Origin of the sequence: Streptomyces sp. NPDC020597 (assembly GCF_044335095.1) — a bacterium.
GTDB lineage: Bacteria > Actinomycetota > Actinomycetes > Streptomycetales > Streptomycetaceae > Streptomyces.
In genome coordinates this window covers 60,440-84,619 of sequence record NZ_JBIRUL010000031.1, presented here as the reverse complement: position 1 = coordinate 84,619, position 24,180 = coordinate 60,440, and the positions used below count along the sequence as shown (strand labels likewise).

Below are 24,180 nucleotides of genomic sequence, written 5' to 3'. Positions count from 1 at the left end.
AATCCACACCGAACCGGAAGGCCCTCACTCATTCAAGATCCCTCAGCCGAGACCTGGCTCACCCGTCCACAACCTCCCCGGACAGAACACCTAGGCCGCGCCGGCGAAGCGCCCGCCCGGCACACGACGCCCGGCGCGCCCGCCCGGCGCGCCCGTCCGGCGCGCCCCGACCCTCGCACCCCGGCACACCCCGCGCGGCCCGCCCGCGCGGGTTAGTCCACGGGCAGTCCGAGCCCTTCGATCACCACCGCGCCCGGCAGTTCGGCGAAGGCCTTGCCGGGCACCAGGAGCTTCCCGCGGCGGCGCCCGCTGCCCACCAGCACATGGGGCAGGTCGACGACCGCGGCGTCCACCAGCACCGGCCAGGCGGCGGGGAGTCCGATCGGGGTGATCCCGCCGTACTCCATGCCGGTCTCGCCCACCGCGAGGTCCATCGGGGCGAACGAGGCCTTGCGCGCCCCGAGTCGGCGGCGCACGACACCGTTGACGTCGACCCGCGTGGTGGACAGGACCACGCAGGCGGCGAGCGTCGCCTCGCCGCCTCGCTTGCCGGCCACCACGACGCAGTTCGCGGACTGCTCCAGCAGCTCACGGCCGTAGTGCTCGACGAAGACGGCGGTGTCCGCCCACTGTGGATCGGTGTCGACGTGCACGATCTCTTCGGCGGGCACGCTGCCGCTCCAGCGGCGCACGGCGTCGGCGACCGGGCCGGGCAGCTCGTCGAGGCGGTCGAGGGCCGGGGCGGCGGTGTCGAAGCGTCCGATGGGTGCGCGCATGACCGCACGCTAACAGCCCGTTCCCGGCTGTCGGGCCGTCGCCTCAGCGCGCGGGCGGCGGCACCGAGACCGTCAGCACCAGCTCTGTCGGCACTTCACCGCGGTTGGCGTAGGAGTGCGTGGCGTCGGCCTCGAACGTGACGCTCGCCCCCGCGTCGACGCGGTACTCGGCGCCGTCGACGGTCAGCGTCAGCTCGCCCGCGGTGACATGGGCGATCTCGACCGTGCCGGGCGGGTGCGGGTCGGACACGCTGCCCTCCCCGGGCATGAGCCGCCAGTCCCACATCTCCAGCGGCCCGGGCGCCTCCGCGCCCGCGAGGAGGCGGCTGTAGCTGCCCGCATCGGTGTGCCACAGCCGTACCGCCTGATCAGCGGGGACGATGCGGACCTTCGGGCCCCGCTCGTAGTCCAGCAGGGTGGTGACGCTGATCCCGAGGGCGTCGCCGATCTTGACGACCGTGCCGATGCTGGGGTTGGTGCGGGCCTGTTCGATCTGGATCAGCATGCCGCGGCTGACACCGGCGCGAGCGGCCAGCGCGTCGAGGGTGAATCCGCGCTCGGTGCGCCATCGCTTGACGTTGCGCGCCAGGGACTGGGTCAGCAGGTCGAGGTCCGACACGTTCCATCCAGGAGATGAGGGCAATATATTCAATGACAGGGTTCACTTCAGTGCACTACGGTGTGGTGTACCCGATCGTTCGCCGAACTGTACTGCGAGGGACCAGTGACAGCACTCTTCGCCCTCGCCACCAGCCTGTTGTGGGGGCTGGCCGACTTCGGCGGCGGTCTGCTGACCCGGCGCACCCCCGCGCTGACCGTGGTCGTCGTCTCGCAGGCGATCGCGGCGGCGGTCCTCGGCGCGGTCGTGGTCGCCACCGGCGGCTGGAGCGAGGCGGGCCCCCGGCTGTGGTTCGCGGTCGCGGCCGGCACGGTGGGCCCGGTGGCTCTGCTCTGCTTCTACAAGGCGCTCGCGCTCGGCCCCATGGGAGTGGTCTCCCCGCTCGGCACGACGGGGGTGGCCGTCCCGGTCGGTGTGGGTCTCTTCCTCGGCGAGCGGCCCGGCCTGATGCAGATCGCGGGGATCGCGGTCGCCGTGCTCGGGGTCGTCCTCGCGGGCGGCCCGCAGCTGCGGGGCGCGCCGGTGCATCGGCGGGCCGTCCTGCTCACGCTCGTCGCGGCCGTCGGCTTCGGCACGGTGTTCGCCCTGATCGCGGAGTCGTCGGTCACGGTGACGGGCCTATTCCTCGCCCTCTTCGTCCAGCGCGCGGTCAACGTGGCGGCAGGCGGCCTCGCGCTGTGCGTCTCCGTACGGCGGGGCGGCGCCGCACTCCCGGAGGGCGGTTTCCCGTGGCGCGCACTGCCGGCCCTGGCCTTCGTGGGCCTCGCCGACGTCGCGGCGAACGGGACCTATGTCGTCGCCGCCCGGCACGGGCCGGTGACGGTGGCCGCCGTGCTCGCCTCCCTCTACCCGGTCGTCACCGCCCTCGCCGCGCGCGGCCTGCTGCGCGAGCGGCTCCGGGGACTCCAGGCCGCCGGCGCGGGTCTTGCCCTCGTGGGCACGCTGCTGCTGGCGACCGGCTGAGCCGTCGGCCCGGCCCCGGCAGGTCCGTCCGACCCGGCCGTCCGGCACGTCCCCCCGACCCCTCGCCCCGGCCCGGACCGGTTCAGCCTTCGGGCTCCAGCTGGGCGAGGCGTTCCACCGTCTCCTCGTCCAGCTCCGACAGCGCGACCAGCTGGTCCGGGGTGACGCCGTCCGGTATCGGCACCGGAGGCGGGGTGCGCAGCGGCGGCTGCCAGCCGTCGGCGGGCGTCCAGCGCCGTACGACCCGGGCGGGCGCACCCGCGACCACCGAGTGGTCGGGGACCGGGCCGCGTACCACCGCCCCGGCCGCCACCACGACGTTGCGGCCGATCCGCGCGCCCGGCAGGATCACCGCGCCCGTGCCGATCCAGCAGCCGGGCCCGATCTCCACGGGCTCCATCCGCGGCCACTGCTTGCCGATCGGCTCGTGCGGGTCGTCGTAGGAGTGGTTCGTGGACGTGACGTACACGTACGGGCCGAAGTAGCAGTCGCTGCCGATGGTGACGGTGGTGTCGGCGATGACATGGCTGCCCCGGCCGAGGACCACGCCGTCGCCCAGGCGCAGGATCGGCTCGGGGCCGAGATCGAGGTCGGGCATCAGGCCGGCGGTCAGAGTGACCTGCTCGCCGACGATGCAGTGCGCCCCCAGGTGGATCCAGGGCTCCCCGAAGACGGTGCCGAGCGGGAAGGCGAGCCGGGTGCCCGTGCCCATCGAGCCGAAACGGAGGCGTCCGGGGCGCTCGGCGGTGACGGAGCCCGTGCGCTGCACCCAGGCCCAGCCCGCGTGGACGGCGCGCTGCACGAGGCGGCGCCACCATGATGAGAACGTGTTCTTGCGCTTCGGCACCCGCTCACCGTACTCAGGGTCGCCGGGGCCGAGGGACCACAGCCCTGTGATCTTCGCCCCAACCGGGTGGCGTACGGTGCCCGGAGACGACGGACGCGAGGAGACGGTGATGACGCACAGGGCGCTGATCGTGGGCATCGGCGGCAGGGAACCCCAGGTCGACGCGATGGCGTTCGTCGCGCCGACGGCGTCCGTGATCGGGGACGTGACACTGGAGGCCGGCGCGAGCGTCTGGTACGGGGCGGTGGTGCGCGGCGACGTGGAGCGGATCACCGTGCGCAGGGACGCGAACGTGCAGGACAACGCGACGCTGCACGCGGACCCCGGTTTCCCCGTGACCATCGGCGAGCGGGTCTCCGTGGGGCACAACGCCGTCGTGCACGGGGCGACCGTCGAGGACGACTGCCTCGTCGGAATGGGCGCGACGGTGCTCAACGGGGCGGTGATCGGGGCGGGCTCGCTGGTCGCCGCGCAGGCGCTGGTGCCACAGGGGATGCAGGTCCCGCCGGGATCACTGGTGGCGGGCGTGCCGGCCAAGGTGAAGCGGGAGTTGACGCAGGAGGAGCGTCAAGGGGTCACGCTGAACGGCACGTTGTACGCGGATCTGGCCAAGGCGCACGACGCGATCCACGAGTAGACCGCGCTCCCGGCAGGCCCGCGCGGGGGTGTCACTCCCCGGCGGGCACGGGCTCCGGCTCGGACGCGGACTCGGGCCGCGCCGCCTGCATCTTCTTGGCCTTGCGCTTGAGCACCAGCATCGAGGTCAGTCCGATCAGCACCGCGAGCACCAGCCCCAGCCAGGAGAACCGCTTCAGCCACGACTCCGCGACGACGCCCACGTAGTAGATGACGGCGGTCGTGCCGCCCGCCCAGGCGATGCCGCCGAGGACGTTGGCGACGAGGAACTTCCAGTAGGGCATGTGCAGGACGCCCGCGAGCGGCCCGGCGAAGATGCGCAGCAGGGCGACGAAGCGGCCGAAGAAGACCGCCCACATGCCCCACTTCTCGAAGGAGCGCTCGGCGGTGGCGATGTGCCCCTCGCTGAAGTGCCGGGGGAACTTCCCGCCGAGCCAGGCCAGCAGCGGACGTCCGCCCTTGCGGCCGATGGCGTAGCCGATCGAGTCGCCGATGACGGCGCCGGCTGTGGCGCACGCGCCCAGGACGACGGGGTTGATGCCGCCGTGCTGGGAGGACAGCAGCGCGGCCGAGACCAGGATGATCTCGCCGGGCAGCGGGATGCCGAGGCTCTCGAGGCCGATGACCAGGCCCACCATCGCGTAGACGGCGATCGCGGGCACCGAGTCCAGCCATTCCTGCACGTGCACCGCGGGTTCCTCCCGTTCGACGTCCTTGGGCTTACGCGTCCCCGGGAAGCCTACCGGTTCGGTCGGGCCCGGAGCCGTCCGGTGGTGCAGCACGCCGGCTTCCCCCGGCCGGCTCGCACAAGGGGGTCGGCCGGGGGAAGTCGGCGGTCGTGGACTGCCACCGGGGCGGAGTCCGGGCGGCGGGACGGTCCGCCCTCTGCGGCTCCACCCTGGGCCGGTCTCCGTCCCTCGCGGCCCTCCGTGTCCGCCCGCGGGTCAGCGGCCCACGACCCGCGTCACGACGGCGACGACGGCGTCACCCGGCGCCCGGTGTGCGCCGGGGTGGACGGGCAGCGCCCGCAGACGCGCGGCGGGGTCCGACCGGCCCTTCGGATCGTCAGGGGTGTGCGGGACGCCCGAGGCGCCTGGAGTCCGCGGGGCACCCGAACCGTCGGCGGCATCCGAACCGTCGACGGCGTCCGAGCCATTGACGGCGTCCGAACCGCTGCCCGTGTCAGAACCGTCCGAGGCGCCGGTGTCACCCGCCGGGTCACAGCAGTCCGCCTGGACGATCTTCGGGCGGAACTGCGGTGCCGACGGGGCGGGTTCGGCGGGCGTCGGAGGGGTGCCGGGGGCGAGCGGTGCGGCGTCGCGCGGGGCGGGCGCGGCCGGCGGCGCCGTCTTCGGGGCGGGCGGCTCCGCCTGACCGCGGACCTGCGGACCGGACTCCCCGGCCGACGGGGCGGCCGTGTCGAACAGCCACCGCTGTCCGGCGGAACCGTCCCGTGGGGCGACGGCGAGGCTCCGTCCCGAGCCGTCGGCGTCGCGGGCGACGACCAGGTCGTCGTTGCTGCGCAGCAGGAGCTCGCCGCGGACGGTCAGGTCGAAGAACGTCTCACCGGAGTGCACCAGACAGCCGGCCAGGGCGGTCGTGCGGCTGTGCGGGTCGGCGGCGAGGCAGAGCGTCGGGTCGGCGGAGCTGCGCAGCAGACCGTCCTGTTCGTACGACCACCGCTGGGTCGCGGCCTGCGAGCACGGGGTGAGGACGATGGGCGCTCCGGTCGCCGCCCGGCCGCCACGGACGTCGAGGCAGAGTTCCGTGTCCGGGCTGCGCAGCCTGCCCTGCGCGATCTCGGTGGACCGGGAGGCGGACGCGGCCGACGGGACGGCGGAGGACGTACGGCTCCCCGAACCGCCGGCGCTGCCCGGGCCTCCCGTCCCGCCCTGCGCGACGGCGCCCGGGGCGCTGATTCCGCCGGCCGGCGCGCCCCAGGTGGCTCCGGGAGCGGGGACGCCGGTGTCCACCGTCCAGCCCCTGGCCACGAAGACGGTCGCGACCAGTGCGAGGGCGGTGAGTCCTGCGCCCACGAGAACGGCCCTGGGCCGCCTGCCCGGCAGGGCGAGCAGGCCGGCCGAGGTGGTGCGGTGGCGGCCGGCGCCGGCGAGCGGGCGCACGGGGGCGGACCGGGGAGCGGCCCCGGCGGCGGCCGTACGGGCGGGGCGCGACTCCAGGTAGCGCAGCGCGCCCCAGCCGAGCACGGTCTCGGCGAGCAGGACGTCCAGTCCGCCGTCGAAGTGGCTGAGCTGTTCGGCGGCGTGCCGGCAGAAACGGCAGTGCGCGAGATGGTGCCGGACATCGGGCAGCAGGGTTCCGCCGCGCCGCAGGGGGACGTCGAGGAGACGGTTGTAGAAGCGGCATTCACTGGTAGGCGCGAGTTCCCGGTGCGCGCGTACGCAGCCCGCCCGGAATTGTTCCCGCGCCTGTTCCAGGACGGCCGCCGCGGTGACCGCGTCCATGCCCGACAGACCAGCCGGTACGGTTATGGGTTCCGACTCGACCTCGGTGTGCCACAACAGGCATTGCGAGGCCGCCGGGAGCAACTGGAAAGCACGTTCCGCGAGTTGCCGCCTTTCCGCGGTCCCCGGTCGCGCGGCGCGCAGTCCGCGGCCGCCGACGGTTTTCCGCAGCTCCGGCAGAACCGCGGAAACCCCTTCGGCGCCGGCCCATTCCCTGACCGTCTCCCGGACGGCGACGAGGAGCTGGGGACGCAGGGCGCCCGCGGTGCGCCCGCCCGCGAGGCGGCCGAGCACCTCGTGGAACGCGGCGGCGGCCACCAGACGCGCCGTGTCCTCGGTGCCCGCCAGACAGACGGTCGCGTAGTCGTGAGCGGCCCGCCAGTGACGTGCGAAGAGCAGGGCTATCGCGCGGTGCCGCCCGTCGTCGCCCGCCAGTCGGGCGATGAGTTGGGGGTCGGAATCCCCGGGTGTCCAACCGGGCCGGGGCGGGTGGGGCGGGCGTGGGGGGTTGGGGGATTGCACGGAACCAATTCCTTCCAAGCCGACGAACGGCACGGAAGAGGCGTCGTCGGAAAGCAGGTGCCTGATTGGTGCGTACCTTTGGCCTGACCAGGCGCGTTGGCCGGATCCGACCCATCCGTAAGGGGAGGCTCACCTTCGCACACGCGCCTCACGGGAAACAAGGAGTTCGAGTGACCCAAGTTCAAAGCGAGGGAATTTCAGAAAAGTTACCGGCGGTATCCGCACCCGTTTTCGAAACGGCACCGGACGGCCGGGCTCAACTTGTGCCCATGGAAAGCAGGATGGCGCACGAAATCTTCAACCCCGGGCCTGCCGCCCGGGCCCTTGCGCATCCGCCGGGATGACTGCGCGACCGGGCCACAGGAGTCAGCGCACCGGGCCGGGTCGCGGCGGCGCGTTCCGACCGGCGCCGGCGAGCGGTGACTCACGGTGGGCCGCACGGTGCACGGCGCGGACTTCACGGGCCGCTGTCACCGCACGGCGACAGGGCCGACCTCGCGACCCGGCACGGGAGCAGAGGCGGCGGTAGGCGCACGCCCAGTGCGGGAGTACACCCGGTGTGGGAGTGCGCCAGGAGCGAAAGTGTGTGCGCGAGGCGGCGCAGCAGGGGCCGCGGGCCGAAGCCCTCACAGCGGGGAGCCGGCACAGCGGGCGGTCGGGGGCGGAACGGCGGCCGGTCGGGGACGGAATGACGTCGTCGCGCACGAGGCCGCCACCGGAAGACCCGACGCCGACGGTCCCCGCCGACACGCGAATCCGGCTCAGCCGTTGGGACGCAGGGTCCAGATCACGGTCATCTCGCCGGTGACGGCCCCGTCGGCCCGGCGGATCTCGATGGCGACCGGGAACTCGGGACGCTCCCCGGCGTCGAGTTCCGCGACCACCTCGGCGGCCGGACGGCCCAGTGTGGCGGTGGCGGTGACCGGGCCCATGGCGAGCTTGCGGTAGGCGATCTCGGCGCCGACCGCGAGCGGCACCGCACGGGAGAGCTGGTCGCCGAACGCCGCGAGGACGATCGCGCCGCTGGCGGACTCGCCGAGCGTGAACATCGCCCCGGCGTGCGGACCACCCACGTGGTTGTGGAACTCCCCCTGATCGGGCAGGACGACCACGGCCTTCTCCGGCCCGGCCTCCAGGAACTCGAGGTGGAGGGTCCGGGCCATCGGCACGGTGGCGGCGAGCATCTCGCCGACGGACATCTGGTCTGCGCTCATACCCGGAGGTTACCTGCGAGTAGCTTCGACTGGCCAGACCGGTGTGACGAGCCCCGCACCCCGATCGCCGGTGACGTCGACGACATCCGCGCGCCGAGGCGACGCGAACGGCCATCGCCGTAATTCGGGAGATCACGGACACCGTTCGCGTATTCCGTTCCGCGAACCCCCGATTCGGTACGTCCCTGACAAGGGGCGGTGACCGAAACGTGTCCTGTACGGCACTAGGGTTTCAGGCCATGTGGCCAGGACAGCAGCCGCCCGGGGGAGAGCAGAACCCGCAGGCGCAGAACAATCCGTACCAGCAGCCGGGATATCAGCAGCCGGGGTACCAGCAGCCGAACCCGTATCAGCAGCCCGGCTACCAGCAGCAGCCCAACCCCTACACCCAGCCCCAGTGGGGCGCCCCGTCGCCCGCGGGTGCTCCCACACCGCCGCCCGGCACCGGCGGGGGCGGGGGCGGGACCGACCGGACGAAGCTGGTCGCGATCGTCGCGGCCTCCGCCGTCGTCGTGGCCGCCGGAGTCACCGGCTTCCTCGTGCTGGGCGGCGGTGACGACGAGAAGACCGACGCGGGCAAGGGCAGCCCGAGCCCCACGACCTCCGTCTCCGCCCCGGCCTCCGACTCGTCGGGCACGGACGACAACCCGCGCGGCAACGAGACCGAGAAGCCGACCGTCGCCGGCTGGAAGGTCGTCGTGAACCCCAAGTGGGGCCTCGCCTACGACGTGCCGGCGGACTGGGAGGTCCAGTCGCCGGGCCTGAGCCAGGGCTTCGAGTGGGAGGACAAGACGAAGTCCGACGGCTATGACCGGATCCTTCAGGGCGGCACCGCCGAGTTGAAGTCGAAGTGGTGCTCCACGGACTCCGACAAGGACGGCAAGACGGAGGACACCGCGCTGGCCGTGGTCGGCTCCAAGGGCGCCGACGGCGCCAAGACCACCGACGAGATCGCCATCAACACGCCCGCCTGGTGGGTGTTCGGCGGCTACACCGAGCCGGACAAGAAGAGCCTCACCTTCGACAAGAAGGCCACCGCCTTCACCACCGCCTCGGGCATCAAGGGCAGTTACGCCTGGGCCCGGTCGACGAACACGCCCCAGAAGGGCAAGTGCGACAGCGACGGCAAGGCGATCACCTTCGGCTTCAAGAACTCCACCGGCGACTTCGTGTCGGTGAACCTCTACGGGGCCAAGGGCGTGAAGGACGAGCTCCCGAACGCCACGATCATGCAGATCCTCAGCACCGTACGCCTGCACGGAACACCGACGCACGGCTAGTGCCGTGCGCGGGCCACGGGGGCGCGGGGCCGGGGCGGGGCCGGGCGAGGGGCGCCGGTCAGCCGATGCCGAAGGCGCCCTCGGGCGGCTCGGGCGACGGCACGGCGTCCTCGTCCCGCACCGGACGCGCGTCCCCGATGAAACGGCGCAGGCCGGGGCCGTGCTCGACCCGGGCCGGGAACGCGTCGGAGGCCGTGCGGCGGGCCAGCGCGGTCACGTCGAGTGGGCGGTGTGCGGCGGCCAGGACCGCGTTGCCGAACCGGCGGCCGCGCAGCACGGCCGGCTCGGCGATGAGCACCAGCTCCTCGAAGACCTCCGCCAGGTTGGCGAGCTGGGAGCGCAGAAAGCCGAACGGCGCCGAGTCCGCGAGGTTCGCGAGGTAGACGCCGTCACCGCGCAGCACCCGTCCGGCCTGGCGGGCGTAGGTGAGGGACGTCAGGGCGGCGGGGACCCGCGAGCCGCCGAAGACGTCGGCGACGAGTACGTCGGCGCACTCGTCCGGCGCCGCCTCCAGCCAGGCCCGCGCGTCCGCGGCGTGCAGGGCGATGCCCGCCCCGGTCGGCAGGGGCAGGCACTCGGTGACCAGGTCCAGCAACCCGCGGTCGAAATCGACGACGTCCTGCCGGGAGCCGGGCCGGGTCGCGGCCAGGTACCGGGGCAGGGTGAGCGCGCCGCCGCCGAGATGCAGCGCGTCCAGCGGCCGCCCCGGATCGGCGACGGTGTCCAGGACATGACCCAGACGGCGCGTGTACTCGAACTCCAGATGGGCCGGCTCGTCGAGGTCGACGTAGGACTGCGGGGCCCCGTCGACCGTCAGCAGCCAGGCCAGGCGCCGGCTGACGTCGGGCATCAGCTTGGCGACGCCGTGGTCGACGTCCCGGGTCACGGGTACGGGGTCGTCGTTCGCCTGCGGGCTCACCTGGTCGTTCACGCACTCATTGTGCCGGGGGGACCGCGGCGCGCGTCCGCGGTCCCCCCGTCCGCCCGCCCCACCACGGCGCGCGACCCGGTACGAGGCAGGCGTGGCCCGGCCCGGGGCGGCCACGAGGGTCGGGCCGTGCTCACAGCACGGCTGTCACCGTGCCCGCCGCCACCGTCCGCCCGCCCTCACGGACGGCGAAGCCCAGCCCCGGCTCCAACGGGACCTCCCGGCCCAGCTCGACGGTCATGGCGACCCGGTCACCGGGCCGCGCCACGGCGGTCTCCCCCAGGTCCACGTCCCCGACGACGTCCGCCGTGCGGATGTAGAACTGCGGCCGGTATCCGGTCGAGACGGGCGTGGCACGGCCGCCCTCCCGGGTCGACAGCACGTACACCTCGGCGGAGAACCTGCGACGGGGCGTCACGCTGCCGGGGACGGCCACCACATGACCCCGGCGCACGGCGTCGCGCGGCACACCGCGCAGCAGCAGCGCGACGCTGTCGCCGGCCTGCGCCTCGTCCATGGGTTTGCCGAACGTCTCCAGCCCCGTCACCACGCTCTCGACGCCCGCGCCCAGCACCTCGACCCGGTCGCCCACCCGCACCGTGCCCCGCTCCACCGCGCCGGTGACGACGGTCCCGCGGCCGGTGATGGTGAGCACGTTCTCCACGGGCAGCAGGAACGGCGCGTCGAGGTACCGCTCGGGCAGCGGCACATAGGTGTCCACCGCGTCGAGCAGCGCGTCGACCGACGCCGTCCACCGAGGGTCGCCCGCGAGCGCCCTCAGCCCCGACACCCGGACGACGGGCGCGGCGTCGCCGCCGTAGCCGTGCTCGGTGAGCAGGTCGCGGACCTCCAGTTCGACGAGGTCGATGAGCTCCTCGTCCCCGGCGTCGGCCTTGTTGAGCGCGACGACGATGTGGTCGACCCCCACCTGCCGGGCGAGCAGGACGTGTTCGGCGGTCTGCGGCATGATCCCGTCGAGCGCGGAGACGACGAGGATCGCCCCGTCGAGCTGCGCGGCGCCGGTGACCATGTTCTTGACGTAGTCGGCGTGGCCCGGCATGTCGACGTGCGCGTAGTGCCGGGTGTCAGTCTCGTACTCGACGTGCGCGATGTTGATGGTGATGCCGCGGGCGGCCTCCTCCGGGGCGCGGTCGATGCGGTCGAACGGCACGAAGGCGCCGGTCCCGCGGTCCGCCAGGACCTTGGTGATGGCAGCGGTCAGGGTGGTCTTGCCGTGGTCGACGTGACCCATGGTGCCGATGTTGAGGTGCGGCTTGGTGCGCACGTAGGCGGTCTTGGGCATGGCTGTACCTCGAAGCGTGTCCGTAGGAGTTCCAGAGGAACGCGGACCCCGGGTCACTGCCCGACCCTCCCCCTGGGGGGTCCGCCGGACGATCCGGAGAGGGTCAGCTTCGGGCGCCGTCGACAGCGGCCGGGACAGGCGGGACGGCAGCCTTCGGGGCATCCGCGACTGCGGATGCGGCGAGGAGGAAGGCGTACCGGAACATGTCGTCGATCATCGCGGACCGTTCGTCCGGTGTCGAAGGGTTTTCGGCGGTTCGGCGGCGCTCCGACGGCTCTGCGGTCCGGCCGCGGCCGGCCCTCAACCGGCCGGGACGCCGCCGATGTTCTTCAGCGCCTCGCGCACGCTCAGCGGCGCGAACCGGCCCCGCTCGCGGGCGAGGAAGCCCCGGACGGCCTCCGGGTCGGTCTTGGCGTACTCGCGCAGGCTCCAGCCGATGGCCTTGCGCACGAAGAAGTCGGGATGCCCGGACTGGCGCAGGCAGTACGCGAACAGTCGGTCCGCGTCCGTGCGGTCCTTGTAGGTCAGCTGGTGGAGCAGGGCGGTGCGGGCGACCCACAGGTCGTCGTCCGCGATCCAGGCGTCCATGGCGGCGGTGAGCCGGGGATCGGCCGCGACGAGGGCGCCGACCACATGGGCGGCGAGCAGGTCCACCGTGTCCCACCACGACGTCGTGGCGACGAGCCGGCGGGCCGTCGGCAGGAAGGCGGAGGACAGGCGACCCGCGTGCCGGCGCAGGTAGTCGACGGCGAAGTAGTGGTACTCGCGCTGCGGCAGCGCCCAGCAGCGCAGCGCGATCGCCGTGCAGTCGTCCTCGCCGGGGCGCGGGGTGCCCGCCAGGACCGTGCGGGACAGGGCCCGGCGGCCGGGTGTGGGGAGGCCCAGGAACGGGGCGACGTCCTTCATGTACGCGCGCATCGCCGCCGCCCGGCCGGGGTCGGCGGCGGCCCCGTACACGGTCGTCAGCCGCTCCAGCACGACGTCGGCGAGGGCGCTGTCCGGCACGCCGGGAGCGCCCGCACTTGTGACGGTCATGAGACGCACCATACGGCGATCACACATCTCCGTCGGTTACTGTCGCTGGATGCTCGATGCCACCACCCGCTCTGGCGGCACCGCCACGGCTCCTCCCCGGGCCATCGCCACGGAGCTCGTCGTCCCCGCCGTCCGCCCCCTGGGCACCGGCGTCGCCACGCCCGCCGTCCCACCCGTCGTCGCCGGCGACACCGCTGCCGTCCGCGCACCCGGCGGTCTCGCCGCGCGGTGCACCGCGGTGCTGCTCTCGCCGTGGTCCCGCCTGGCTCTGCTGGTCGCGCTGCTCGTCGCGGCCGCCACGAGTGTGCTGCTCTTCGAGCCGCAGAAGCTGCTCGCGGACGGCTGGCCACCGCAGTTGGGCGGCCCTTCGGCGGCCGTGGTCTTCGCGGCGGCGTACGGACTGTGCACGGTGGCGTTCGTGCCCAGACCGCTGCTGAACCTGGCCGCGGGGGCGCTGTTCGGCTCGCAGTGGGGCATCGCGGCGGCGCTGGCGGGCACGGTGCTGGGGGCCGGCACGGCCTTCGGGCTGGGCCGGCTGCTGGGTCAGGACGCCCTGCGGCCACTGCTGCGCGGACGGCTGCTCACCGCGGCGGACGGGCAGCTCAGCCGGCACGGCCTGCGCTCGATGCTGGCGGCCCGGCTCTTTCCCGGAGTGCCCTTCGCGGCCGCCAACTACTGCGCCGCCGTCTCGCGGATGAGCTGGCCGTCCTTCCTGATCGCGACCGCGCTCGGCTCGGTCCCGAACACGGCCGCGTACGTCGTAGCCGGGGCCCGCGCCTCCTCCCCCACCTCGCCGGCCTTCCTGATCGCCCTGGGCTGCATCGCCCTGCCGGCGCTCGGCGGCGCGGCGGTCGCCTGGTGCAAGCGCCACCACCTGCGCCGGGCGTGACCCCGGTGACCGGCCCGGTCCGGCCGCCGGCGCCCCGCCGCCCATAGCGGCCCCTCCCCCGCCTCCCGGCTCCCGCAGGGGTCCTACGCCCGGTACACGTCCAGCCGGCCGCACATCCCGAACCTCCCGTGCGCCGAGGGCTCTTCGGCCCGTACGACCGCCTCGGCGAGGTGGGAGACGTCCCCGTCCGCGAGCCGGTCGAGCTGCTCCGCCGTGGTCTGCGCCGCCGCCCGCGCCCCGCGGAGCCAGCGCTCACGCCATGCCGCGAGCCGCGGCCGCACGAGCGCGGCGGCGGCCCGGTGAAAGGCGGCCAGGGCGGCCGCGGGGTCCGGCGCCTCGCGGAGCGCCCGGTAGCCCTCCAGCGCGAGGTCCCGCCGGGCCCGGGCGATCCTGGCCTGCTCCGCCTCCGCGGCGTCGGCCGGGATCGCCGTCGCGGCGGTGTACGTCTGCGGGTCGGCGAGGTAGCTCGGGGGCAGCGTGAGCACCGCGTCGCCCGCTTCGGGCAGCCCGCCGTTCTGCATCAGCACCGTGATGCGCAGGTCGTCCTCATTGACCAGCCGGTGGATCGTGCCGGGCGTGAACCAGACGACCGTGCCGGGCGTGAGAGGCGTGACACGGTGACCGGCCGCCGTCAGGGTCTGCACCGCGCCGCGGCCGCCCGTGACGACGTACCCCTCGGTGCAGGCCAGGTGCATGTGCGGGGTCCCGCCGCATGAACCGTCGGCAGCGGGCCAGTCGTACACGCTCAGCTGCGACACAGCGATGCCGCCGGGCAGGCCCGCGTACCCGCTCACCAGGGGTGCTCCTCGAGGTACTTGACGATCTCCGGCCGCTCCCAGGCGCCGTCGGCCACGACGACGCGATAGCGGCGTCCGAGCGTCTCGCCCGGGGCGAGCTCCAGTTCGTCGAAGAACGCCCAGGACGGGGCGATGCCCGCGAAGGGCTCGTTGCGAACGAACCAGTGGGCCGGGTGCGCGCCCCGGGCCCCGTCGTGGTCGTTCTCGGGGGCGTGCACGAAGACGACGGTGGCGTGGCCGTCGGCGCCGTCGTGCTCGCCGGACAGGGCGAGCCACGGGCTCTGCGAGGCCATGAGCCCCGGCCCCTCCCCGTCCGGGCCGATTATCCGGCCGCCCCGGAAGCCCCGCGGACCGCGCCAGAACAGGCCCGTGTAGCCGGCCATCTCCCGCCCCGCGGTGGTCGGGCTGCCGAAGCGCAGCGGCTCCTCCCGGCGGTTGACGACGGCGCTGGTCCAGGTGAGCGCCCAGGAACCGGAGCCGTGGTCGACGTCGTGCACCTCGATCCGGCGCGACTCCTGCGCCCACAGCTCCCCGCTGTGCGGCCGCCAGTCCAGGCGCTCGGCCATGACGGCCCGGCCGTCCCTCGCGGCGACCTCGTCGAAGCCCGCGTGCGTCATGGAGCCGACCTGCTCGGGCAGTTCGAGATAACCGTGGCCGTGGACGTACGAGTTGCCGCCCCACAGGTTGGCGCCCGAGAGATGGGAGGCGGTCAGCGACAGTCCCTTGTGCCAGCGGTGGTCGTTCGGGCGGTAGTCGGTGACGACGTCTCCGGCCAGGGTCCGCACCGGGTGGATGTACGGCTTCGGCGCCTCCCAGGCGGCCTCCGGTCGGTAGACGTAGGCGAGCAGCTCCACCCCGGTGACCGGGTCGGTCACCGTGACGCGGTCGCCGTGGGCGTGGAGGAGCCGCGGCTCCCCGCTCACGCGGGCACCTCCGCCTGCGCCGGGCCAGGGGCGCCGCCCGAGCCCATGCCGGTGCCGGTGCCGGTGCCCGCGACTGTGCCTGTGCCTGTGCCCGTGCCTGTGGCCGGGCTGCCCGTGCCGGGGGCCCAGCCCGGGGCGCCGCCGTGCAGGGCCGTGTAGTAGGGGTCGCCGGGCCCGATCTCGCCCCGCCGCACCGTGCGGTCGGTGAACGCCGACTTGTACAGCGCGGTGACCAGTTCCAGGCTGGTGCGTCCGTCGGCGCCGCTGCTGCGCGGCCTGCGGCCGGCGCGCATGCTCGCGACCAGCTCCCGCAGCTGCGCGAGGTGCGAGCTGGGGACGTCCGCGCCGAAGTCCCGCCAGCCCGCCGCCTCGTCGTCCGGCACACCGGGGGCGGGGGTGACGCGCCAGTCGGCGTTGGAGTGGCCGTAGAGGTGGGTGAGCTCGACGGTGGCCCGCTCGCAGTCGATGCGGATGCGGCTGACCTCGTCGGGGCTCAGGACGCTGTTGACGACCGTGGCCAGGGCTCCGCTCTCGAAGCGGACCAGTGCGGTGGACACGTCCTCCGTCTCCACGTCGTGCACGAGCCGGCCGGCCATCGCGCGCACCTCGCTCCACGGGCCGAGCAGATCGAGCATGAGGTCCATCTGGTGAATGCCGTGGCCCATCGCCGGGCCGCCGCCCTCGGTCTGCCAGCGGCCGCGCCAGGGCACGGCGTAGTACGCGGTGTCGCGGTACCAGGTCGTCTGGCAGTGCACGACGAGCGGCCGTCCGAAGGCCTGCTCGGCGAGCAGCCGCCGCACGTGCCGCGTCCCGGAGCCGAAACGGTGCTGGAAGACGATCGACGAGTACGGGCCGCCCTGTGCGCCCTCCTCCGCCTCCACGGCCGCGTAGTCGGCGAGGGTCGGCACGGGCGGCTTCTCGCACCACACCCAGGCGCCCGCCCGCAGCGCGGCGATGCTCTGCTCGCGGTGCAGGGTCGGCGGCGTGCAGATGGTCACGAGGTCGGGTCGCTGCTCCGCCAGCATCCGCTCCAGATCGGTGTAGGCGTGCGGGACGCCCTCGTCCGCGCAGAACGCCCGGACGGCGGTGGCATCGATGTCGACGGCCGCCACGACCTCGGTCTCGCCCTCGGCGGCGAGCTCCTGGAGGGCCGGCAGATGGGAACCGCGGCCGATGGCGCCGACACCGATGACGGCGGCCCGGATACGGCGGCCGTCGAGCGGGATGCAGGGCGGCGGAGTGGTGGTGGACATGGGTGTGATCAGCACTCCTGTGACGTGCGGCCGTTGAGCCGGGCGGGCCGGCGACGATCGGGAAGCGTGCAGGACATATGCACAGCAAGCGCTTTCCCATCGGCAGCAACGTATGCGGCTGCCGGGCGGCGGGTCAACCATGCGTACCCGCGCCGCCGCCCTGGCACGGGCCGCGCGCGGACGGGGCGGGAAGGCGCGGGAGAGAGCATCGGCGGAGGCGTCGGCGGCGTGACGGGCGGACGGCGGGCGCCTGGCGGTCGAGCGGCGGGCGCCCGCACGGGCTCCGGCGCGGCGTCCCCCGAAACCCCTGTGAACGAGGCGGCACACGAGACCGCTACGCTTCCTTTGCACAGTCTTGAATCAACGGCGCGGCCGCCTGCCGCCGCCGTCGCCCCTCTCCGATCGGCACTTGGACTCCGTAACCTCATGTCTTGGTTTGAATCCCTCATCCTCGGACTCGTCCAGGGGCTGACCGAGTTCCTCCCCGTCTCCTCCAGCGCGCATCTGCGCCTGACCGCGGCGTTCTCCGGGTGGGAAGACCCCGGCGCCGCGTTCACGGCGATCACGCAGATCGGCACGGAGGCCGCGGTCCTCATCTACTTCCGCAAGGACATCGGCCGGATCATCGCGGCGTGGAGCAGGTCGCTGTTCGACAAGACGATGCGCAAGGACCACGACGCCCAGATGGGCTGGCTGGTGATCGTCGGCTCGATCCCGATCGGCCTGCTGGGCGTGACCCTGAAGGACCAGATCGAGGGCCCCTTCCGCGACCTGCGGATCACCGCCACCATGCTCGTCGTCGTCGGCATCGTGATCGGCGTCGCCGACCGTCTCGCGGCACGTGACGAGACCGGCGGGAAGCACCGCGCGCCCAAGCAGCGCAAGACCCTGGAGAACCTGGGCGTCAAGGACGGCCTGATCTTCGGCCTCTGCCAGGCCTGCGCGCTGATCCCCGGCGTCTCCCGTTCCGGCGCCACCATCAGCGGCGGTCTGTTCATGGGCTACAAGCGCGAGGCCGCGGCGCGTTACTCGTTCCTGCTGGCCATCCCGGCCGTGCTGGCCTCCGGAGTCTTCGAGACCAAGGACGCGCTGGAGGGCGGCCATGTGGCGTGGGGGCCGACCATGTTCGCGACGGCCATCGCGTTCGCGTCCGGATACGCCGTCATCGCCTGGTTCATGAAGTTCATCTCCACCAAGTCGTTCATGCCGTTCGTCTACTACCGCGTCGTCCTGGGCGTCGTCATCATCGCGCTGGTCGCGACGGGTGCGCTGAGCCCGCACGCGGCGGAGTCGGCGGGCTGACGCGTCCGCCCGGTCGGGCCTGCCCGGCCGGAGCGGGTCGGGCGGCCCGGGCGGGGCCGGACCGGGTCGAGCGCCCGGGCCGGACCTGATCGGGCTGCCCGGAGCACGAAACGGCGAGCTCGGGTGAACTCCCCACAGGGACGGCCCGGTTGATCGATCAACCGTGACCAAGCCCATACCGGCGGGCGTAGCCGTCCGGTAGCGCAGTGTCAGTTGATGCGCCTAGGCTTGGCCCATGTCCCCCACTTCTGTCTCCCCTGGTTCCGTGCGGTCCGCTGCCGAGGTGAACGAGCGGATCCGGGCGCTCTGGATGCGTGCCGGCGGTTCGCTGTCGACCCATGAGCGGGCGGAGTACGAGCTGTTGGTGGTGGAGTGGGCCTCGGCGATCCGGGGCGAAGTGGTCAAGGCGGCCTGAGCCCCGCACCACCACCACCGCCGCTCGCCGGCACCCGTCGTCAGAGCAGACTCTCGTCGCGGACGGTCCACTCCGCGCCCAACTCGCGCCGCAGAGCCGCCAGGACCGCCTGCGCCTGCTCCTTGAAGCGCTCGCGTTCCTCGTCCGACCAGGGCGACGGATTCGGCGGGTAGGACCAGTCGATCGACGACTGATACCACTCGGACAGCCTGGCCAGCTCCGCCCTCGTCGCCGCGCCGATCGGCAGCCGACGCAGCTCGACGGGGTAGCCGTACTCACTGTTCGTGTCCTGCGGCCATAGTGGAGTGTCCACGCCGGCCTCGAAGAAGAATCTCAGGGTCGGGCTCACACGGCATCCTCTCTCACCCGGTGGGCGTCCTCGCCGGCCCGGCGCTCCCGGGGAGCTCGTCTGCGTCACCGGCGAAGGTCCACACGGCACGGCTGCCGGGGCCCACGACCAGGGTCGAGTGACCGATCCGCTCGACGTGCCGGTCCGGCACGGGCCGGTTGAGCGACATGTCGACGCGACGCAGCCCGGCCTGATCACGCGGCACGACGTCGAGCCGAATCGTGGTGCCACCGCACTCCGCGACGACGCCACCGCCCGTCACGTCCCGGACGACGAAGCCCCCCGCCCGGAGCAGCGGCACGGTGTCGGCGAGGTCGCCCTCGGTGACCGCGAGCCGGACGGACGTCACGTCACGCATCAGACGGGTGCGGTAGTCGTCGGAGAGGTAGCGCTCCCTGCCGACGTCACCGGGAAAGCTCGCCGGCTCGGTGTGGCCGCGGGGATCGGCGAAGTACTCGGGCCGGTACTCCATCGCCCAGGCCCCGAAGGCGTCGTACTCGGCGGTGGTGAGGACGGCGTCGAACCACGGCACGGGCACTCCGTCACCGAAGTCCCGGGTCTGGAGGAACTCGACGGGATCGGCGACCCCCTCGCTCCTCAGGCGCTCGGCGACCGCCGCCAGATCCCCCGCCCGCTCGGTCGAGAGCCCCAGCCCGGCGGAGCCGAGGGCGCCGTCCGGGCCGGCGATGTCACCCACTCCGAACAGCTCCAGGTAGGTCTCGCGGCCCATCAGATAGCGGCCGGTCCAGGTCTGTCCGCCGGTCCCGGTGGTGGTGCGGACCTGGAAGTCGGCGAAGTCCGAGAGGTAGGCGGAGTGCTCCACGGCGTCGGCGGTCTCCCGGTCGAGGACTCCGTAGGAGTGGTTGTAGAACAGCAGCTGCCGGTCGTACGAGGGTCCGCTCCCCTCGGCCTGCGCCGTCCCGAGGCCACCCCCGATCGCTCCGGCGAGGGTCACGGCGAGCACGACGATCATCCGTAAGGTCCGACGCATCAGCATGCGAGCGATCGTAGGACGGCCGGGACGCGGCCGTGGTTCCTTTGCGAACGCCCGCGAAGGCGTCCTGCGAAGCCTTCCGGACCCGCCGGATCCCACGGCCGCGCCCTTCTACCGGTTTCCAGCCGGACCCCTTAGCATCGCATGACATTCGAATCGTCAACTCGCCTTGTTTGCAGGCCTGTTGGGGAACGGCAGCACGGCGGGAGCGACGATGACGGCTCGAAACGTGTGGGACGAGATCCCGGCGACCGTGCCCGGTGCGGCGGCGCAGCGGCAGCTCGGATCCGGCCGGTACGCCTTTCGCACACGGACCAGTTCGGTCGCCTGGTGGGCTTCGTTCATGTTCCTGCTGGTCACGGCGTTCTGCGTCATGATGGTCTTCGTCATCAGCGACGAGAGCGAGTGGACGAACGCGTTCCTCTTCATCATCCTCGGCGGGGGCTCCTTCCTCGGGGCGATCTCCGTCCCGCTGGCCGCACGGTTCAGACCGGTCGCCTGGTGCGCCGTCTTCGACCGTGGCGTCGTCTACCAGTACGGTTCGCAGGCGCCGATCGCCGGGACCTGGGACGAGATCACCGGATGCCAGCGGCACGCGACGGACCTCGTCCGCAACGGGGTCAAAATGTCCACCACCCATTCCGTGTACGTCCAGATGGCGGCCGGCAACTTCATGGTGTCGGGTGACACTCCCGGTGCCCAGGAGGTCGGCTCCCTGATCGCGAACAACTGGGCCGCGGTCCGGAACCGGATCGCCGAGGAGGACGCCACGGCCCGGCTGGCCGAACTCGCCGAGTTGCTGCAGGCCGGTGAGCGCCTGCAGTTCGGACCGTTCACGGTGGGACCGGCGGGACTCGAGCACGGGGGCACGGTCCTGGACTGGAAGCGGATCAGCGAGGTCGAACTGATGGGATCGACCGTCTGCGTCGTCATCATCGGTGAGCGCAAGCCGGTGCGTGAACCGGTCGCCGGTGTTCCGGATCCCGTGCTGTTCCTCACGGTGGCGGACGCCATGCTGCGGGCTGCCCGGCAGGCCGGCTGAGTCCGCTCCGGCGATCGCCCCTTCCACCGCTCGCCCTCTGCCCGGTAGCCGGATCCGGCACTGCGCCCCGACCCGGTGGTGGTTACCCTTCGGTCACGTTGACCTGCGGAGACGACCCGATCGGTCTACGTTTGACGAGTGGATGTGCGAGACGGAGATTGCTGGATAGAGTCGTCTCGTGACAACTGGTTGCGGGGACAACCAAACTGGTTCTCGGCCGTCCCCGCCCCTGGGGAGGGCCTGCAGCACATGAGTCGTCGGTCTACCGGTTCTGTCGGCCTCTGGGCTGAGATGCAACGGCAGCAGCAGCGCCAGCTGGAAGCCGAAGCCAGACGGCGCAGACAGCAAGAACAGCAGGAGCGGGCCTACCAGCGGCGAGCCGCCCAGAGCCACCGCGAGTACCGACAGGCAGAGGCTCTACGGCGCACGGAGGAACTGGACGCACGCGTTGCGTCGTTGCAAGGTCTGCTCGCCTCGGGTTGCCGGGCTCAGGCCTTCAGGGCCTCCTCCCTCAGACGGCCTGAGGAGGTGCAGCCCTTCGCCCCGGGACCGCTGGCACACCCGGTGCCGATGCCGGATTTCCAGAACTACCAGACCCAGAGCGGCTGGACCGCGAGTCGCAGGGCCCAGGCACAGGCCGAAGCGCGGGCGCGCTTCGAGCGCGACCGGCAGGCGGCCCAGGCCGCGGAGACTCAACGTCGGCGCCAACTGGCTTCGTATCAGCGGGAGTACCAGCAGTGGGTCGACACCCAGCTGGCCGATGTGCGGCGGCACAACGCCGGCATCGACGCGACAGCCGAAGGCGTGCGGCGCCGGGATCCCGATTCCGTGATCGAGTACTTCTCCGCCGCCCTCTACGCCTCGACGGCGTGGCCGGAGGGCTTCCCACGTCAGGTGGCGGCAGCCTACGACCCCGCGGCACGGCAACTGGTGCTGGACTGGGAGCTGCCCGCCTACAGCATCGTCCCCGAGGTCAAGGCCGTTCGGTACCTGTCCGGGGCCGACCAGGACAAGGAGACTCCCCGACCGGTCGGCCAGCGCCGGGCTCTGTATCGGGAGGTTCTGGCCCAGTGCATGCTGCTCGTTCTGCACGAGCTGTTCGGCGCGGATGAGCTGGGTGCGCTGGAGTCGGTGACGGTGAACGGCTTCATCGACGGGCACGACCCCACGACGGGCCGACCGGGCCAGATCTTCCTCGCCACCGTCATGGCCCGACGCGACTCGTTCCGTGACCTGCACCTGGCGCAGGTCGACGCGACCAGCTGCCTGGCCGACGCACTGCGCGGACAGCTCTCGGCTCGACCCGACCAACTCACGCCGGTGCGGCCGGGCAGACGACCGCAGGACGTCGGTCACCGTGTGGTCGCCCACGGCAGCGATGCGGAGCCCGACCTGTTCGCCATGGACCCGATCGCCTTCGAGGACCTCGTCGCCGATCTCTTCCGCGCCATGGGGATGCAGGCGGTGACCACCCAGCGCTCCAACGACGGCGGTGTGGACGTCGACGCGCTGGATCCGACGCCGATCCGGGGCGGCAAGATCGTCGTGCAGGTGAAGCGCTACCGCAACACCGTGCCGCCCACCGCCGTGCGTGACCTGTACGGGACCGTTCAGGACGCCGGCGCCAACAAGGGCGTCCTCGTGACGACGTCGGGTTTCGGTCCCGGCTCACACACCTTCGCCAACGGCAAGCCGCTGGAACTCGTCTCGGGCGCGGAACTCGTCGACCTGTTGCACCGCCACGGACTGCGTGGACGACTGGGTGAGGGCGGTCGACGCGGTTCGGCTCAGACGGCGCCCTCGACGCCGGACACCCGGCTGCCCGACGACTACAACGTCCTGGGCATGTCGTGGACCGGAAGCGTCGCCCTGGACGTGTGTGCTCTCGTCTGCCGTGGCAACCGGGTCCTCAGCGACGACCACTTCGTCTTCTTCAACAACCCGCAGACGCCCGACGGCTCGGTGCGCGCCCTTCCCGCCGGCGCACCCGACAAGGCCGCGATCTGCGTCTCGTTCGACGGGCTGCCCGACGAGGCCGACCGGTTCGTGCTCGTGGCAGCCGTCGACCCAGAGGTCAACCCGGACGCCGACCTCTCCGGTTTCACCGACGCCGGCATCCGACTGCTCGACCCGGGGCTCACCGAGCTGGGACGGCTGGAGGTCTCCGACGGCCGGCCCCGCGAAACCGCCCTGGTGCTCGGGTCCTTCCGCCGAAGGTCGAACGGGGACTGGGATTTCGTCCTGGGCGGCAAGGGCTACACGGGCGGCCTGGAGGAACTCGTGCGGGATTTCGGCATCGAGGTCGAGTAGAGATCATCTCCCGGATGCCGACGATCCACTCGTCCGCACAGCGCCGCACGGCCTCACCCGAGAGCCCGAGCTGCAACGACCGGTACGGCAGGGGTCGCAGTCGCAGGTCCCGCGCCGGGTCCCACTGGACCCGCGCCGGCGACCGCTTCAGCTGCCGCTTCCACTCCGCCTGGTCGCCGTACAGCTCGGGAACACGGCATGAGCAGGGGATCGACCAGCCGACAATCTTGTGCCACTTCCTGCCTGGGCCGGGCTGGGAGCCCGTCAGTGCCCTGTTCGAGGCGTGGGCGGCCGTACAGGGCCCCGACCCTGATGGGAGCCGGCACGCGAAGGCCATCCGGCCTTTGACGGATCTGGGGCTGACCCTGCACCCTTCGGACGGGAGCGCGCCCTTGGGCCTCTCCAAAGACTGCATCCTGCGCATCTACGGGGATACGGCCCGTCTCCGTTGCTGATCGGCCGATAAAGACGTGTGCCTGTCGAGGTCTGCGCTGTTACGGTGCCGCATCGTGAGTACGGACATCCACGGCGGCATCGAGTTTCGGCATCCCGGCGTCGGCACCGACTACTACGACGGTGAGCCGTGGGTGGCCTCCATGGATCTCTGGCCGTTGTACGACGAGACCGACTACGCGGCGTTCGGATGTCTCTTCGGAGTGCGCAACTACGCGGGCTTTCAACCGCTCGCACCAGACCGCGGCCTTCCCGTCGATCTGTCGAGCGGGATGCGCTCGCAGTTGGGGTCCTGGGTTGCAGCGGGTTCCCTGTACGGCGCGACCTGGGTCACCTGGGCGGAGCTTGCTTCGATGGATCCCTCGACCGTGCCTGGTCACTTCATCGGCCGGCTGACCTGGTGCACGAAATCACTGCCGTCGACACTGCATCAACAACTCGTTTCCGATTCCTGGCCGCCGGAAGCCCTTTCCGCGGTTGGGGCGCCGCCCGCGGACTTGCGCAGTGCGACGGGACGCGTGGAGTGGACCACCGACGAAGTGATGTGCGCATACGAATCGCTGACCGTTGGCACCGTCCTGGGACCGGAAACGCACTGGCCCCATGTCTTCGCCGTGATGAAGGCCCTGGCAGGCCGCTTCGGTGATGACGGCGTCCGCCTGGTCGTGGCGTTCGACTGACCACGCAGAGGCTCTCATCTCTGCGGACTCGCGAGCCATCCGGGCGGCAATTCGCGCGGTGCTGCGGCCGTCGTCGAGACGGCGTGGTCCGTCGTAGCGAGCAGCAGTCGAAAATCGGTGGTCACCTGAGCCGGCGTTCATGTTCGCCTGCCCCTGGGCCTCTTGTCGGTCACTGTTTCCATGCG

Annotated in this window: 23 protein-coding genes and 1 pseudogene; 9 read left to right on the top strand and 15 right to left on the bottom strand. The window is 72.4% G+C overall.

Annotation, left to right across the window (positions count from 1 at the left end; translation table 11 throughout):
• Nucleotides 1-212: 212 nt before the first annotated feature.
• Both ACH4ZA_RS34285 and ACH4ZA_RS34280 read right to left on the bottom strand, forming a co-directional pair.
• The gene (locus ACH4ZA_RS34285; protein ID WP_398433129.1) at nucleotides 213-776 is read right to left on the bottom strand and encodes a YbaK/EbsC family protein; all 564 of its coding nucleotides are present in this window, start codon (nucleotides 774-776) and stop codon (nucleotides 213-215) included.
• Nucleotides 777-819: 43 nt separating this feature from the next.
• Nucleotides 820-1,395 (bottom strand): XRE family transcriptional regulator, encoded by a 576-nt coding sequence (locus ACH4ZA_RS34280; protein ID WP_319281768.1) that lies wholly within the window; start codon nucleotides 1,393-1,395, stop codon nucleotides 820-822.
• A 105-nt stretch (nucleotides 1,396-1,500) separates the two neighbouring features.
• On the opposite strand from ACH4ZA_RS34280, the gene ACH4ZA_RS34275 reads away from it, so the two are divergent.
• A complete protein-coding gene (locus ACH4ZA_RS34275) occupies nucleotides 1,501-2,358 on the top strand; it encodes an EamA family transporter (protein ID WP_398433128.1) in 858 nt (285 codons plus the stop codon).
• An 82-nt stretch (nucleotides 2,359-2,440) separates the two neighbouring features.
• Here the strand turns inward: ACH4ZA_RS34275 and ACH4ZA_RS34270 are convergent, their stop codons facing one another.
• Nucleotides 2,441-3,205: an acyltransferase gene (locus ACH4ZA_RS34270; RefSeq protein WP_319281790.1), complete on the bottom strand. Its 765-nt coding sequence runs from the start codon at nucleotides 3,203-3,205 to the stop codon at nucleotides 2,441-2,443.
• Nucleotides 3,206-3,314: 109 nt separating this feature from the next.
• Here ACH4ZA_RS34270 and ACH4ZA_RS34265 point away from each other — a divergent pair, with 109 nt between their 5' ends.
• Nucleotides 3,315-3,842 (top strand): gamma carbonic anhydrase family protein, encoded by a 528-nt coding sequence (locus tag ACH4ZA_RS34265; RefSeq protein ID WP_319281764.1) that lies wholly within the window; start codon nucleotides 3,315-3,317, stop codon nucleotides 3,840-3,842.
• Nucleotides 3,843-3,873: 31 nt separating this feature from the next.
• On the opposite strand, the gene ACH4ZA_RS34260 is transcribed toward ACH4ZA_RS34265, so the two are convergent.
• The 3 genes from ACH4ZA_RS34260 to ACH4ZA_RS34250 form a co-directional block, all read right to left on the bottom strand.
• Nucleotides 3,874-4,530, bottom strand: coding sequence for a DedA family protein (locus ACH4ZA_RS34260; RefSeq protein WP_398433127.1), 657 nt, complete (start codon nucleotides 4,528-4,530; stop codon nucleotides 3,874-3,876).
• 255 nt (nucleotides 4,531-4,785) lie between these two features.
• On the bottom strand, nucleotides 4,786-6,828 hold the full coding sequence (locus tag ACH4ZA_RS34255) for an RICIN domain-containing protein (protein WP_398433126.1): 2,043 nt from the start codon (nucleotides 6,826-6,828) through the stop codon (nucleotides 4,786-4,788).
• 761 nt (nucleotides 6,829-7,589) lie between these two features.
• Nucleotides 7,590-8,027 carry a DUF4442 domain-containing protein gene (locus tag ACH4ZA_RS34250; RefSeq protein ID WP_319281788.1) on the bottom strand — a complete coding sequence of 146 codons (438 nt, stop codon included), beginning with the start codon at nucleotides 8,025-8,027 and terminating at the stop codon, nucleotides 7,590-7,592.
• Nucleotides 8,028-8,281: 254 nt separating this feature from the next.
• On the opposite strand from ACH4ZA_RS34250, the gene ACH4ZA_RS34245 reads away from it, so the two are divergent.
• Nucleotides 8,282-9,322, top strand: coding sequence for a hypothetical protein (locus ACH4ZA_RS34245; RefSeq protein WP_319281758.1), 1,041 nt, complete (start codon nucleotides 8,282-8,284; stop codon nucleotides 9,320-9,322).
• Nucleotides 9,323-9,380: 58 nt separating this feature from the next.
• Here the strand turns inward: ACH4ZA_RS34245 and ACH4ZA_RS34240 are convergent, their stop codons facing one another.
• The 3 genes from ACH4ZA_RS34240 to ACH4ZA_RS34230 all read right to left on the bottom strand — a co-directional run bounded on the left by ACH4ZA_RS34240 (nucleotide 9,381) and on the right by ACH4ZA_RS34230 (nucleotide 12,588).
• Nucleotides 9,381-10,172 (bottom strand): fused MFS/spermidine synthase, encoded by a 792-nt coding sequence (locus tag ACH4ZA_RS34240; protein WP_319281785.1) that lies wholly within the window; start codon nucleotides 10,170-10,172, stop codon nucleotides 9,381-9,383.
• Between the two features lie 211 nt (nucleotides 10,173-10,383).
• Complete coding sequence (gene tuf / locus ACH4ZA_RS34235; protein ID WP_398433125.1) at nucleotides 10,384-11,553, bottom strand: elongation factor Tu; 1,170 nt, start codon at nucleotides 11,551-11,553, stop codon at nucleotides 10,384-10,386.
• A gap of 300 nt (nucleotides 11,554-11,853) precedes the next feature.
• On the bottom strand, nucleotides 11,854-12,588 hold the full coding sequence (locus tag ACH4ZA_RS34230; protein ID WP_319281754.1) for a DNA alkylation repair protein: 735 nt from the start codon (nucleotides 12,586-12,588) through the stop codon (nucleotides 11,854-11,856).
• 49 nt (nucleotides 12,589-12,637) lie between these two features.
• On the opposite strand from ACH4ZA_RS34230, the gene ACH4ZA_RS34225 reads away from it, so the two are divergent.
• Nucleotides 12,638-13,477 (top strand): TVP38/TMEM64 family protein, encoded by an 840-nt coding sequence (locus ACH4ZA_RS34225; protein ID WP_398433124.1) that lies wholly within the window; start codon nucleotides 12,638-12,640, stop codon nucleotides 13,475-13,477.
• A gap of 83 nt (nucleotides 13,478-13,560) precedes the next feature.
• On the opposite strand, the gene ACH4ZA_RS34220 is transcribed toward ACH4ZA_RS34225, so the two are convergent.
• The 3 genes from ACH4ZA_RS34220 to ACH4ZA_RS34210 are packed head-to-tail and all read right to left on the bottom strand — an operon-like array spanning nucleotide 13,561 to nucleotide 16,450.
• Nucleotides 13,561-14,274 carry a cupin domain-containing protein gene (locus ACH4ZA_RS34220; RefSeq protein ID WP_398433137.1) on the bottom strand — a complete coding sequence of 238 codons (714 nt, stop codon included), beginning with the start codon at nucleotides 14,272-14,274 and terminating at the stop codon, nucleotides 13,561-13,563.
• A complete protein-coding gene (locus tag ACH4ZA_RS34215) occupies nucleotides 14,268-15,197 on the bottom strand; it encodes a PmoA family protein (RefSeq protein WP_398433123.1) in 930 nt (309 codons plus the stop codon). The genes ACH4ZA_RS34220 and ACH4ZA_RS34215 overlap by 7 nt, the downstream gene beginning before the upstream one ends.
• Nucleotides 15,194-16,450, bottom strand: a complete 1,257-nt coding sequence (locus ACH4ZA_RS34210; protein WP_398433122.1) for a Gfo/Idh/MocA family protein — start codon at nucleotides 16,448-16,450, stop codon at nucleotides 15,194-15,196. The genes ACH4ZA_RS34215 and ACH4ZA_RS34210 overlap by 4 nt, the downstream gene beginning before the upstream one ends.
• 426 nt (nucleotides 16,451-16,876) lie before the next feature.
• Between ACH4ZA_RS34210 and ACH4ZA_RS34205 the strand changes: the two genes are divergently transcribed.
• Nucleotides 16,877-17,752, top strand: coding sequence for an undecaprenyl-diphosphate phosphatase (locus tag ACH4ZA_RS34205; protein WP_398433121.1), 876 nt, complete (start codon nucleotides 16,877-16,879; stop codon nucleotides 17,750-17,752).
• Nucleotides 17,753-17,987: 235 nt separating this feature from the next.
• The gene (locus ACH4ZA_RS34200; RefSeq protein WP_398433120.1) at nucleotides 17,988-18,167 is read left to right on the top strand and encodes a hypothetical protein; all 180 of its coding nucleotides are present in this window, start codon (nucleotides 17,988-17,990) and stop codon (nucleotides 18,165-18,167) included.
• Between the two features lie 40 nt (nucleotides 18,168-18,207).
• On the opposite strand, the gene ACH4ZA_RS34195 is transcribed toward ACH4ZA_RS34200, so the two are convergent.
• Nucleotides 18,208-18,516 carry a hypothetical protein gene (locus tag ACH4ZA_RS34195; protein WP_398433119.1) on the bottom strand — a complete coding sequence of 103 codons (309 nt, stop codon included), beginning with the start codon at nucleotides 18,514-18,516 and terminating at the stop codon, nucleotides 18,208-18,210.
• Between the two features lie 13 nt (nucleotides 18,517-18,529).
• On the bottom strand, nucleotides 18,530-19,489 hold the full coding sequence (locus ACH4ZA_RS34190; RefSeq protein WP_398433135.1) for a DUF5829 family protein: 960 nt from the start codon (nucleotides 19,487-19,489) through the stop codon (nucleotides 18,530-18,532).
• Nucleotides 19,490-19,724: 235 nt separating this feature from the next.
• Between ACH4ZA_RS34190 and ACH4ZA_RS34185 the strand changes: the two genes are divergently transcribed.
• Both ACH4ZA_RS34185 and ACH4ZA_RS34180 read left to right on the top strand, forming a co-directional pair.
• The gene (locus tag ACH4ZA_RS34185; RefSeq protein ID WP_398433117.1) at nucleotides 19,725-20,552 is read left to right on the top strand and encodes a DUF6585 family protein; all 828 of its coding nucleotides are present in this window, start codon (nucleotides 19,725-19,727) and stop codon (nucleotides 20,550-20,552) included.
• Nucleotides 20,553-20,801: 249 nt separating this feature from the next.
• Nucleotides 20,802-22,862 (top strand): restriction endonuclease, encoded by a 2,061-nt coding sequence (locus ACH4ZA_RS34180; RefSeq protein WP_398433116.1) that lies wholly within the window; start codon nucleotides 20,802-20,804, stop codon nucleotides 22,860-22,862.
• Nucleotides 22,863-22,871: 9 nt separating this feature from the next.
• On the opposite strand, the pseudogene ACH4ZA_RS34175 reads toward ACH4ZA_RS34180, so the two are convergent.
• Nucleotides 22,872-23,049, bottom strand: a pseudogene (locus ACH4ZA_RS34175) (DUF4291 family protein); the annotation flags it as partial.
• A 322-nt stretch (nucleotides 23,050-23,371) separates the two neighbouring features.
• Here ACH4ZA_RS34175 and ACH4ZA_RS34170 point away from each other — a divergent pair.
• Nucleotides 23,372-23,995, top strand: coding sequence for a hypothetical protein (locus ACH4ZA_RS34170; protein WP_398433115.1), 624 nt, complete (start codon nucleotides 23,372-23,374; stop codon nucleotides 23,993-23,995).
• Nucleotides 23,996-24,180: the final 185 nt, after the last annotated feature.